The organism is Hathewaya proteolytica DSM 3090 (genome assembly GCF_900142225.1).
Lineage (GTDB): Bacteria > Bacillota > Clostridia > Clostridiales > Clostridiaceae > Hathewaya > Hathewaya proteolytica.
The window spans coordinates 64,686-77,529 of the sequence record NZ_FRAD01000014.1; the positions used below are offsets into that span (position 1 = coordinate 64,686).

A 12,844-nucleotide genomic window follows, 5' to 3' on the forward strand; every position below is an offset into this window, starting at 1 on the left:
TTCTTATTTAATACGTCCCTACACTCCTACTTAGATACCTTGTCCCATGTCTTGTGAACACCAGTGAATATTTTCATAACATCTTCACTTTTTATTTCACTTAATTTATTTTCCTTATTTACTATAACTGCAATACCATCCTGTGCTATTACAGTGTTCTTAAGTCCTGCACCTTTTTCACTGTCCTTTAACCCACGAGATGCCATACCTATATCACATATACCCTCTATAGCAGATTTCATTCCAGTAGTAGAATCACTTTGCTGTATCTCAATATTTGCATTGGCATTTATTGCTACATAGGCCTCTTTTAATTTTTCCATAACTGGAGTTACAGATGAAGATCCTGCTACCACAACTTTTCCTGATGGCTTTTTACCTTCATAGTTTTTATCAGTATCCATTGGTATATAACCATTTTTCCCTACTATTGCCTGTCCATCTTTACTCATAATATAATCTATAAAGTCCTGTGCTACTTCACTTACTTTATCTTTAGTTGCAATATTAAATGGCCTTGCGATTTTGTAAGTACCGCTCTTTATATTGTCTGCTGTAGCTTCTACACCGTCTATTTTTAGAGCCTTTACAGTATCATTTAGGGAACCTAATGAAATATATCCTATTGCATCTTTATTGCCTGCCACAGTAGTCATCATTACAGAAGTGTTGTTTGTTACATTAGCCTCATCAGTTGTGTGATCAATTTTCTTTCCGCTATCATCTTTCTTTTCCACACCGAACAACTCTATGAAAGCGCCTCTAGTTCCAGAACCCTCTTCTCTGGATATTACACTTATCTCAGTACTATTACCCTTTGTAGTATCAGTACTTGCTGTATCTCCACTCTTTTTACCACCGCATCCTACCATAAGGCTTGTACATAATGTTAAACTCAATACTAAGCTCACTATTTTTTTCATTTTTAACTACCACCCTTATCAATATGATTTGATTTCTCATTACAAATAACATAATATTAAATCATTGTTAAATATAAAGGCGGGGTTGTGTTAAATGTATGTAAAATTGTACATTTAAAAATAGTAGCACAACGTTATCACTTGATAGGTACTTCAAAACATGATATAATTTTTAAGTACAATATCGGCATGAAGCCGTAAAGTTGGCTGAAGCCATGAAAATTTTGTTTTAATTTAAAATCTATTAAACGTATTAATTGAGAAGTATATTAATGAAAATACTTACCATGAAGGTATTTTATCTCTGAAGGGATGAACAGCTTTGTGGTATTTTTTATTTTAAGGAGGATTGTTGATTGTTATGCATATGGCAGATGCTCTTATAAGCCCTGCAGTGGCGGGAATAATGTATGTTTGTTCTACAGTGGCTGCTGGAAAATCAGTAAAAGAAGTAAGATTAGAAAACAATTCAAAGAAAATTCCATTGATGGGTATCATGGGGGCCTTCGTATTTGCCACCCAGATGATTAATTTCACCATACCTGGTACAGGCTCCAGTGGACACTTATGCGGTGGTATGATGTTATCAGCACTGCTTGGACCTTATGCCGGCTTTTTAACTATGATTAGTGTCTTATTAATTCAAGGACTTTTATTTGCCGACGGTGGACTACTAGCCCTTGGAGCTAACGTTTGGAACATGGCATTTTACGGTTGTTTTATTGGTGCCCTTTTAATATGGAGACCCATGATGAAAAATGGTGTATCAAAACTTAAAATAACCCTGGCTTCTATTATTGGATGCATTATAACTCTTCAATTAGGTGCCTTCAGTGTTACCTTAGAAACCATGGCTTCTGGTATAAGTAAACTTCCTTTTTCAACCTTCGTAATGACCATGCAGCCTATTCACTTAGCTATCGGTCTAGTAGAAGGACTTATCACATCAGCAGTACTTTGTTTTGTCCATGAAGCAAGACCGGAACTTCTCTGGGGTTCCCAAAGCAATGAAGAAAAAACAAGTAACAACAAAGGATTGTCATTAAAAACTACATTGATAACTCTATCCGTTGCTACCCTATTCATTGGCGGAATCCTATCACTATATGCCTCTTCAAATCCCGATGGCCTTGAATGGTCCATTGAGAAAATAACAGGCTCCACAGAAGTAGAACAATCTGACACTAGTAAGCTTCACAACTCCGCAGCTGATGTTCAAAATACAACTTCATTGCTACCCGATTACAGCTTTAAAGATTCCGACTCTTCCATAGGAACATCATTTTCAGGTATAATTGGTAGTGTGCTTGTAGTATGCCTATGTGTGGGTTCCTGCTATGCATTCAAATTCTTTAAGAGGAAGAAGAAAAATGAGCAAAATTGCTGATTCAATTCATGAAATTAATAAATTAGATGAGCTTGCAAGAAGAAACCAGTGGATTAACCAGTTACACCCACTGGTTAAGCTTCTTGTAACAATTTTTTATATAATAACTGTAGTTTCCTTTGACAGATATAAGTTTAGCGGTCTCATAAGTATGTTTATTTATCCCATAATACTTTTCACCATATCCGATTTATCCCTTATTAATAGCCTTTACAGAATGCGTGTAGTTCTCCCCCTTGTATGCTTCATAGGTATCTTCAACCCATTCTTTGATAAAATACCCTTGTATACTTTTGCTGGCATAACTATAACATCTGGATTTATATCCATGATTACACTAATGATGAAGGGAATTCTTACTGTTTTAGCATCCTACCTTCTCATAGCTACCACCACCATAGAGGGAATTTGTGTAGCTCTTAAAAAACTTCATATACCTCAAATTATGATAACTCAAATACTTCTAAGTTATAGGTATATAACCCTGCTTTTAAAGGAGGTAAATACTATAACTGAAGCCTATGCCTTGCGTGCTCCAAAGGAAAAAGGCATCCACTTTAAAGTATGGGGCTCTCTAACTGGTCAACTTCTCCTTAGAACCATGGACAAAGCCAACAGAGTTTATGATAGTATGTGCCTCCGTGGTTACAATGGAGATTTCTATTTAAATAGCAACACTTCAATTAAGTTACAAGATTATATTTACCTATTTTCCTTTACAATGTGCTTTATAATTTTGAGAACTTTATTTACATAGCTTAAAGAATATCACTAAGAAAGATGAGGTATGGATGTTATGAATGGTGTACATATTAATATAGAAAATTTATGTTTTTCTTACGATAACAACAAAATTCTAGACAATATAAATTTTTCAGTGAGGTCAGGAGAATCTATAGGATTAATCGGGGCCAATGGCGTAGGTAAATCCACATTGTTAAGGCTTTTGCTAGGTTTAGACTTAAATTTTACTGGCACCATGGAAATAGATGGAACCCCTATTAAAAAATCAACCTTGGCACTTATTCGCAAAAAAATCGGTTACGTATTTCAAGATTCTGATAGCCAACTTTTCATGACCACAGCTTATGAAGACATATCTTTTGCGCCAAGAAATTATGGTCTCTCTAAAGATGAAGTAGACAAGCGTGTTACAAAAGTTCTAAAGGATCTAAACATAGAACACCTTAGTCAAAAGCAAATATACAAAATGTCTGGAGGAGAGAAAAAAATAGTTTCCATAGGCACAATTCTTTCTATGTCACCGGAGATTTTGCTAATGGATGAGCCTTCTATTACCCTTGACCCAAAAAACCGTAGAAACCTGATAAACCTATTGAATACTTTGCCCCAGACAAAAATAATAGCCTCCCACGACCTAGACATGATTCTAGAAACCTGCACACGTACAATTCTTTTAAATAATGGATTTATCGTTGCAGATGGTCCCACAAAGGACATCATGACAAATCAAGATTTACTTGAAAAATGCAACCTAGAGCTTCCACTTTGTATGCAAAAAGCACCCCAGATTTAATAACTCTGAGGCGCCTTTATTCTATATTATTTTTCTACTTTTTACTTAAACAACTCCTGATTTCTTCATAACCTCTATGACTTTCTTAGTTGAAGCAGCCTGACCGCTTATAACTAACTTTCCATCTATTAAAAGAGAAGGCGCTGTCATAACACCAAGCTTAACAATCTCAACTAAATCCTCCACCTTTGTTACAGTTACATTTTCTAAAGAAAGTTCTTTAATTGCTTCCATGGTATTTTCATATAATTTATTACAATCTGGGCATCCTGCCCCTATTACTTTTATATCCATTCTCATTCACCGTCCTATCCCTATTTTTAATTTTTAAGTTCCATTTCCTCTTTGCTATTTTTCTTCCATGCATTTGCAATGGTTCTTATAATCTGTGGTCCAACCTTTGATATAAATACAAGTTGTGATATTTCCTTTGCATCACATGGATCAAAATCTACCAAATCCCCAACCACATTAACTTCATTCCATCCGGATTCTTTTAAATTAAAGAAACCTTTTATACGATAAGCATCTTTCTTAACTTCATCAAGGAACATTGCCAATTCACTTTGGTGAAGTTGTCCTTTAAAATTCATAGAAACGCTCTTTGGCTTTGTTTCCGGTGAATTAGTGGATTCCTCAGATTCCGCCCATCTATATTTCATTAAATCCTGATTTACAAAATCAATATCAATGTTGCCATTTGAACTTAACCTAATAGGACATACAGCATTAATTTCCCTTATCTTTTCTTTTAGCTCATCTATTTTTTCTGGCTCCACAAGATCCACTTTTGTTATGATACACAGTTCACAATGTTTCAACTGTCTATTTACAGTCTCTTCGTCTTTTAACTGCTCCATGAAATTCACAGCGTCCACTAAGCAAATTACACCTTTGAATTCATATTTCTCTCCAGCCATTACTTTTACAGCCTCAAGAATTTCCTCTATATTAGAAGGATCCCCAAGTCCTGAACTCTCTACAAATAAATAATTTAAATCCTGCTTAGTCATTTCAGCTAGAGCTTCTACAAAGGATAATCTAAGACATGAACAGAAAATAGATCCTCTATTGATCTCTACCATTTTAATATTATCATTTCTTAGAATAGTTCCATCTATACCAAGCTTTCCAAATTCATTTTGGATAACACCTACTCTCTCATGCTTTAATTCCTCTAGTATTTTAAGCAGAATAGTAGTTTTCCCTGAGCCAAGAAAGCCAGTCAAAAGATATAACTGTATTTTTTTATCCTTTATTTCTATTTCTTCTTTCATAATATCATTTCCTCCCTTTATATCATTTATATCAATCAACTTTACCTTGCCAGAAATGCTGTTAAAAAACTGTTCCATTTCGTCAATAGTATCTTGATTTATACTATAATGCATCCATTTTCCTGATTTTCGACCATTCACAATGCCGCTATCGCAGAGTACCTTCATATGATGTGATAAAGTAGGTTGAGTCATGTTTAACTTATCTAAGATTTTACACGCACAAAGCTCCCCTCTTGATAACATAGCCATTATTTTCATCCTATTTTCATCACCTAAAGCTTTAAAAGCTAAAACATATTTTTCACTAATTTTCTCCAAAACATCACCTCATATCTAAGCTAAGTTATTTTAAATAAACAGAAATTGTGTGGCGTTAAATAAATAACCAATTATTATAATTCCAACAGTTACAATGCCAACAAACGTAAGCAATAACTTTGTTTTCACAACTTTTTTTAGCATAATAATCGATGGAAGTGATAAAGCTGTGACACCCATCATAAATGAAAGTATTGTTCCAATACCTACACCCTTAGCAGCCAGTGCCTCTGCAATTGGAATTGTACCAAAAATATCTGCATACATTGGAATTCCTACAACGGCAGCAATAATAGGTGAAAAAGGATTGTTCGTACCAATTGCTGTTTGGATCCAACTACTAGGAATCACATTGTGGATCAATGCACCAATTAACACACCAACAAAAACATAAGGGGCAACTTTTTTTACTGTAGCTGTTACTTGTTCCCATGCATATTGAAGGCGTTCACTTTTCGTAAGTTCCGGTGATTCCAAATCCATATTGGATGCACTTTTAACAAAACTCTCAACATACTTTTCCATACCTAATTTTTCTAGTATTGTACCACCAATAACTGCAAGAATTAGACCAACAATGACATATGCCACGGCAATTTTAAATCCAAATACACTTGTTAGCAGCACAAGAGAACCCAAATCCACTAAAGGGGATGAAATTAAGAAAGAAAATGTAACACCGATAGGCAATCCTGCACTTGTAAATCCTATAAATAGTGGTATGGATGAACATGAACAAAAAGGTGTTACTGTTCCTAGCAATGCCGATAAAGTATTTGCCCATATACCATGAAATCTGCCAAGTATTTTCTTCGTACGCTGTGGTGGAAAATAACTTTGTATATAACTTATAATAAAGATAAGAATGGAAAGTAATGCAAATATCTTTATTGTGTCATACAAAAAGAATCTCAAACTTCTTCCCATGATACTCGTCAAATCCATGCCCATCCAAGACAAAACACTTCCAATAATCTCGTTGAGCCACTTCATACCTAATACTTGATTTTGTAAAAATAACCCTATATTCCTTAAAACCTCCACTAAAATCACCTCTTAGTTAATATTTCAATGCTTATTTTTTAGTTCAAAGTAAATTGTGGACGCACACAAATGCCACCTTTAATTTACTCATGAATGAAGCCTCCCTTAGTTTTGTTTGCTATCTTTACTAAAGCAAGCATAACTGGAACCTCTACTAAAACTCCCACGATGGTTGCCAAAGCCACTGGACTTTTTGTTCCAAACAGTGATATGGCCACAGCCACTGCCAACTCAAAAAAATTGGAAGCCCCTATCATACCTGCTGGTGCTGCAATGTCATGTGGTAACTTCAATGCCTTACTTGCATAATATGCAATAAAGAAAATAGCAAAGGTCTGAATAATTAATGGAATGGCAATGAGCATAATGTGTGTAGGATTTTCTAAAATAGTATTACCTTGAAAAGAGAAAATTATTATTAAAGTGAGTAATAATCCTACAATAGTGATATTACTGAATTTAGGAATAAATATATTGTCAAAATATTCTTGGCCTTTTTGTTTTACAACAAATATACGAGTTAAAATGCCTGATATAAGTGGAATTACAACAAAAAGCACAACAGATAGAATTAAAGTATTCCATGGAATTTTCACACCACTTACACCTAATAACAATGCTACAATTGGTGTAAACGCAATAAGAATAATAAGATCATTTGTAGCCACTTGTACAACAGTATATGCAGCATTGCCTTTTGTTAAATGACTCCATACAAATACCATAGCCGTGCACGGTGCGGCACCCAATAATACGGCACCTGCCAAATAATCTTTTGCAAGCTCTGCTGATATATAATTCTTAAATATAACGTAAAAAAATAACCAAGCTATTCCAAACATAGTGAACGGTTTTATAAGCCAGTTTGTTACCCAAGTTACAAAAAGCCCCTTTGGGTTTTCCTTTACGTATTTTATGCTTTGAAAATCTACTTTCAGCATCATAGGATAAATCATCAGCCATATCAAAATTGCAATGGGAATAGAAACATTTGCATACTCAAAACGTCCTAAAAAGTTTGGTATAGGTGGCACGTACTTGCCTATTACTACCCCAACCACCATGCAAAGAATTACCCACAAAGTAAGATAGCGTTCAAAAAAACCAATATCCTGCCCATTTTTTTCTTTCATATTACCCCTCCATTACCTATTTAGTTTGTAGTTTTATTTAGCAGCAAATTCAGATAGCACCCTTTTAAAAAAATCACCTCATATCGAAATTCATCTATATGTTTATTATATAACAATACATAGATAATTATCAATATGTATTTGTATTTTTAATAAATAAAAACTTATTAATAAATAATATAAAACTAATGGCTGCACTGCAGTATTTTTATTCCGCAGTACAGCCATTTTACTTTAAAATCTTATGCTCTTGTTTCCTTACTTCTTTTTCCTGTTCTTCACGCACTCCCATAGAAGGTATTCCACTTGACCATTAATAGATCTGAACTCATCCTCTGCCCAAGCCGCTAGCTCATCCCAAAGTGAGGGTGACAACCTCAAAAGCATCTGCTTTTTAGTTTTTTCCTTGTTCTTAATAGACTTCTCTTTTTCCAAAATCTCTTTTTCCAGTGCTTTCAGAGATTCTAATTTTTCTTTTAGCTTTTGTTCTTTTTCATCTAAGTTACCTGTCATATAACAACTTCCTTCATTTGTGATTCTAATAAATAGAACCGCTGTTTACTATGGGTTGAGCATCCTTGTTTCCGCAAAGTACCACAAGTAAATTGCTCACCATGGCAGCTTTTCTTTCTTCATCAAGAACAACCACATCTTCTTCACCAAGTTGATCTATGGCCATCTTCACCATGCTCACAGCCCCTTCAACAATTTTCTGCCTTGCTGCAATAATTGCCACAGCTTGTTGCCTCTGAAGCATAGCTGCTGCAATCTCCTCTGAGTAAGACAAATGGGTTATTCTAACTTCCTCTATATTTAGACCTGCTTCTTGGACGCGTTGTTGCAATTCTTCCTTCATGCTATTTGCAATCTCTTGACTGCTTCCCCTAAGTGTTTTTTCGTCACTATCTTCTTCCATTGTATCATAGGGATATAATCTAGCAATATTGCGAATAGTAGAATCACACTGTGTGGACAAGAAATCCATGTAGTTTTCCACATTAAACACAGCCTTCGTAGGGTCCTCTACGTTCCATATTACAACAGCGCCTATGATAATTGGGTTGCCAAGCACATCATTAACCTTTTGTTTCTCATTGTTTAAAGTCATTATCTTAGTTGAAACTTTCTTTTTGGGAAGTACCATATTCTGACTTCCTACTACTACACTGGCATTAACGTTGCCATTTATTCCGCCTGCCTTGGCTACAGGGCTTTCCGAAACAGCAAATGGGTTTATGAAGAAAAATCCTGGTTTCTTTATGGTACCGTAATAATTACCAAACAGTGTCAGCACCAATGCTTCATTTGGTTTTATAATTTTCAGCCCACCAGACATTATAGAAAATGCTATAAAACCAACAATTCCAATGGCTAGCACCATACCACCTAATAGCCATGCTTCATTTGCCAGCCATATAGATCCCCAAACTATACCTGCAATGGATGCAATAGTAGCAAACAAGATAATAATCAGCATCTTGCCCCCGCCAGCTGGCTGTAATTCTTTTTCGATGACTTGAGATTTTTTAACTTTTGGAATTTCCTTATCCATATTACCCCTCCACCAATTATAATGATATCATTTTGATATCATTATAATATTCCAGATTGTTAACTTTGTCAACTACTCTACAAAAGAAAACACACCTTATTTTTAATAAAAGGTGTGTTTTAACAATATTCTATACTAAAAACATTTAAATCCCACGTTCAGCCATCAATACTTGGATTTCACTTTCATTAATTCCAACCATGGCTTCCCCAAGATCTTCAGATAATTTTGCAATAATATCTGGATTCTCAAAATTTTTCACTGACTCCACAATGGCTTTGGCTCTTTTTTCTGGATTTCCAGATTTGAATATACCAGAACCTACAAATACACCCTCAGCACCTAGCTTTCTCATCAATGCTGCATCGGCAGGGGTTGCAACACCTCCAGCTGAAAAATTCACTACAGGTAACTTATTGTGTTCATGTACATATAAAAGAAGTTCATATGGCACTGCCAGTTCTTTTGCTTCATTATATAACTCATCTTCACTCATGGCAAATACTCGTTTAATATCTCTCTGTATAGCGCGCATATGAGATACCGCCTGAACTACATCACCAGTACCTGCCTCGCCTTTTGTGCGGATCATGGCAGCACCCTCTTGAATTCTTCTAAGAGCCTCACCTAAATTTCTAGCACCACATACAAAAGGAGCTGTGAATTTGTGTTTGTTTACATGATATACATTATCTGCTGGTGATAAAACTTCACTCTCATCTATAAAATCAATGCCAATGGACTGCAGGATTTCCGCTTCAACAGTATGACCTATTCTACACTTTGCCATAACAGGTATTTTTACAGCATTGATTATTTCCTTTATCATCTTAGGATCGCTCATTCTAGAAACACCGCCAGCTGCACGAATATCCGCTGGAATTCTCTCCAATGCCATGACTGCACAAGCACCGGCAGCTTCTGCGATCTTTGCTTGTTCAGCAGTAGTAACATCCATAATTACTCCACCTAAAAATTGTTTTGTTACTTCACTTGCTCTTTCAAAATTCATCTTAACCCCTCCAAAATATAATTCTCTAGATGACTAAATTCATCCTACTAATTGACATTATAAGTTTCATCTGATATTATTCATATATCCTAATTAAAGTATTTTTATAAGACCAGACGAGGTGAGAAAATGTTAACATATTATTTGGAACAGAGAGGTTCCATGGCAATTTATGAGTATATCTATCAGTGCATCAAAGAAGACATAATTTCTGGGCGCATAAGACCTAGCCAAAAACTACCCTCCAAACGAGCTTTTGCAGCTCACCATGACATCAGCATTATCACAGTGGAAAACGCCTATGGACAACTCTGCGATGAAGGCTATATCACTTCCATAGAAAAGAAAGGTTATTTTGTCAATGATATTTTTTCTGAAGCTCTTGAACTTAAACAAAATCTTTCTACAAATATACAAGAAAAAAGTTCGGACTTTTTATGCAACCTTAAAAATCCATGTACAGAAGACATTGAAATCAACCTAGCTAGGAATGGTTCGCCAACCTCAATATTTCCATTTAATAAATGGGCTCATTTTCTTCGCAAAAATATTGAATTTCAATTTGAAGATGTGCCCTTTTGTGGTACACTTAGGCTCCGCACCGCCATAAGTGATTACTTATTTCAGTTTAGGCGTATGAAAGTAAATCCGACAAATATCGTCATAGGTGCCGGAGCAGAGTATCTATATCAATTGCTAATGCTACTTTTCGGCAAAGAAAGTTCCTATGGTGTGGAAGACCCGTGTTACGATAAAATCAGAAAAATTTATGAACTAGGTGGCGCAAAAACCATAGCTATACCCATTGACAAGGACGGTATGTCTGTATCAAAATTAAACGAAACCATAGCAAACATCGCACACATTTCCCCTTCTCATCACTTTCCCATAGGAATTTCAATGCCTATAAAACGAAGGTTAGAATTTTTAAGCTGGGCCAACACTGATACCCATCGATATATTATAGAGGATGAATATGCCACAGAATTTCAATATTCCATGAAACCCCTGGCTTCTTTACAAAGTATGGATGTAAATTCAAAAGTAATCTACATGAACACATTTTCAAAAACCATATCAACCTCGCTGAGAATAGGATATATGGTTCTTCCCAATGATCTCATGGAACGCTTGACTTCCCTAGCAGGATTTTATTCATGTACCGTGTCCACCTTAGAACAAAATACCCTTGCAGAGTTCATTGAAAGTGGTTCCTATGAGAGCCACATAAATAAATTGAAAAAACATTATAAACAAAAGCGCTTAGATTTGTTACAAAGTCTAGAAAATTCACCCTATAATCACAAATTTCGCATCATTGACTTTAGTTCTGGCACCACATTTTTAATAAAATTAAAGACAACACAAAGTGATGATTCTGTGTTGTCCATGGCCCATAAAAATAACATTAATCTATGTTTTCTATCTCGTTATTATGCTAAAAAAAATTTTAATTCTCACTGTTTCATTGTGAATTACTCACTGTATGAAAATGATATCATCATGAAAGCTTTAAACACAATTTTTAAATTTCTTAAATGAAGTCAATATTGATATCTGCATTGGTAGTATTTACTGTCAGCTCCTTAAAGCCATTACTTTGGAGCCTCTTCGGCAAATTATTTTCGCCATTGGTTGTGGACGAGCACACATTGAAATCCTCTATTCTTCCGTAAATACTACCTTCAATGTCCCCATTAGTAGTAACACATTTTAATGCCTTACACACAGTTACCTCACAAAGAGAAATATCATCATTTGTTGTTCTTAATGCTGCATAATTTCCAAGTTCCACATTTTTTAAATTAATTTCATCATTTTTTGTAATTAGTTCACAATCATTTCTTACAATAACATTGGTAAGATTTATTTCGTCATTGCTGGTGTGACAAACTAGCTTTTCACAGTGAATCCTTTCAATGTTTATTTCATCATTAGTAGTGTTTATATTTATGTTTCCCTTAAAGCTTTGTGGCATATATATTTTTAATGAATCTGAACCTGTATCTCCCCACTTTGTCCTAGATATTTTTGAAACTTTCAATTCTCCCTTCACACTATCATCGATTTTGTAGAAAAAATCCTCATCTACACAGTACTCTAAATGTATCATATTATCCGCACTTTCTTTTACAATTACTTCTGTGTTCCTGTCATTAACTTCAATATAGTAAAGTTCATCCTCTGTGGAATAATGCTCATACTCCGCAGTAAACGTGCTTCTAGCCACATTTTCAACATTTTCGACAAAATTTTTAATCATATTTTTTAAGTTTTCTTTAATATTTCCACGGAAATCTTCATTCCCACAGGATTCATTTTTTCCATAACATCCATTATTTCTACAAGATTCGCCATTTCCACATGGTTCCTCGTTTCTACAAAATTCCTCGTTGTTATGTGCTTCATTGTTTTGCCATGATTTTTCATAAGCTTTTTGATTTTGACAATGTGAACATTCACTTTCAATGTTTTTTATTATCTCCTCAATTTCTCCCATAGCTGCCACAGCCTCTTCTTCCTTCATACCATCTTCCATTCTGTCATCTATAGCCTCTCTATAGAAATTTATAATTTCATTGATTTCATTCTGTGGCATTTTCCTAAGTCGAAATGCTAATTCCCTCAAAAAATTATCCCCTGTCATGCTTTTTACCT

Annotated in this window: 13 protein-coding genes; 4 read left to right on the plus strand and 9 right to left on the minus strand. The window is 34.9% G+C overall.

Annotation, left to right across the window (positions count from 1 at the left end; all coding sequences use genetic code 11):
• Positions 1-26: 26 nt before the first annotated feature.
• Entirely contained in the window at positions 27-923 is an 897-nt protein-coding gene (locus tag BUA73_RS08935) for a substrate-binding domain-containing protein (protein WP_072903786.1), read from the minus strand.
• 361 nt (positions 924-1,284) lie between these two features.
• Here BUA73_RS08935 and BUA73_RS08940 point away from each other — a divergent pair, with 361 nt between their 5' ends.
• Genes BUA73_RS08940 through BUA73_RS08950 form a run of 3 tightly spaced genes read left to right on the plus strand, consistent with a single transcriptional unit; the run spans position 1,285 to position 3,847 of the window.
• Entirely contained in the window at positions 1,285-2,310 is a 1,026-nt protein-coding gene (locus tag BUA73_RS08940; protein WP_072903819.1) for an energy-coupling factor ABC transporter permease, read from the plus strand.
• Positions 2,294-3,067 carry a cobalt ECF transporter T component CbiQ gene (gene cbiQ, locus BUA73_RS08945; protein WP_072903787.1) on the plus strand — a complete coding sequence of 258 codons (774 nt, stop codon included), beginning with the start codon at positions 2,294-2,296 and terminating at the stop codon, positions 3,065-3,067. The genes BUA73_RS08940 and cbiQ overlap by 17 nt, the downstream gene beginning before the upstream one ends.
• 39 nt (positions 3,068-3,106) lie before the next feature.
• Complete coding sequence (locus BUA73_RS08950) at positions 3,107-3,847, plus strand: energy-coupling factor ABC transporter ATP-binding protein (RefSeq protein ID WP_072903788.1); 741 nt, start codon at positions 3,107-3,109, stop codon at positions 3,845-3,847.
• A gap of 45 nt (positions 3,848-3,892) precedes the next feature.
• Here the strand turns inward: BUA73_RS08950 and BUA73_RS08955 are convergent, their stop codons facing one another.
• From BUA73_RS08955 to pdxS, 7 genes are all read right to left on the minus strand, one after another.
• Positions 3,893-4,141 (minus strand): thioredoxin family protein, encoded by a 249-nt coding sequence (locus BUA73_RS08955; protein ID WP_072903820.1) that lies wholly within the window; start codon positions 4,139-4,141, stop codon positions 3,893-3,895.
• Between the two features lie 26 nt (positions 4,142-4,167).
• On the minus strand, positions 4,168-5,445 hold the full coding sequence (locus BUA73_RS08960) for a metalloregulator ArsR/SmtB family transcription factor (RefSeq protein WP_341465311.1): 1,278 nt from the start codon (positions 5,443-5,445) through the stop codon (positions 4,168-4,170).
• Positions 5,446-5,475: 30 nt separating this feature from the next.
• Positions 5,476-6,489, minus strand: coding sequence for a permease (locus BUA73_RS08970; protein WP_072903789.1), 1,014 nt, complete (start codon positions 6,487-6,489; stop codon positions 5,476-5,478).
• Positions 6,490-6,572: 83 nt separating this feature from the next.
• Complete coding sequence (gene arsB / locus BUA73_RS08975) at positions 6,573-7,622, minus strand: ACR3 family arsenite efflux transporter (RefSeq protein WP_072903790.1); 1,050 nt, start codon at positions 7,620-7,622, stop codon at positions 6,573-6,575.
• 258 nt (positions 7,623-7,880) lie between these two features.
• Complete coding sequence (locus BUA73_RS14570) at positions 7,881-8,135, minus strand: type II toxin-antitoxin system antitoxin (protein WP_072903791.1); 255 nt, start codon at positions 8,133-8,135, stop codon at positions 7,881-7,883.
• 25 nt (positions 8,136-8,160) lie between these two features.
• Positions 8,161-9,174 carry an SPFH domain-containing protein gene (locus tag BUA73_RS08985; RefSeq protein ID WP_072903792.1) on the minus strand — a complete coding sequence of 338 codons (1,014 nt, stop codon included), beginning with the start codon at positions 9,172-9,174 and terminating at the stop codon, positions 8,161-8,163.
• Positions 9,175-9,319: 145 nt separating this feature from the next.
• Entirely contained in the window at positions 9,320-10,186 is an 867-nt protein-coding gene (gene pdxS / locus BUA73_RS08990; protein ID WP_072903793.1) for a pyridoxal 5'-phosphate synthase lyase subunit PdxS, read from the minus strand.
• Positions 10,187-10,315: 129 nt separating this feature from the next.
• Here pdxS and pdxR point away from each other — a divergent pair, with 129 nt between their 5' ends.
• A complete protein-coding gene (gene pdxR, locus BUA73_RS08995; RefSeq protein WP_072903794.1) occupies positions 10,316-11,728 on the plus strand; it encodes a MocR-like pyridoxine biosynthesis transcription factor PdxR in 1,413 nt (470 codons plus the stop codon).
• Here pdxR and BUA73_RS09000 read toward each other — a convergent pair.
• Positions 11,721-12,833 carry a DUF4097 family beta strand repeat-containing protein gene (locus tag BUA73_RS09000; protein WP_072903795.1) on the minus strand — a complete coding sequence of 371 codons (1,113 nt, stop codon included), beginning with the start codon at positions 12,831-12,833 and terminating at the stop codon, positions 11,721-11,723. The genes pdxR and BUA73_RS09000 overlap by 8 nt on opposite strands.
• Between the last annotated feature and the right edge of the window lie 11 nt (positions 12,834-12,844).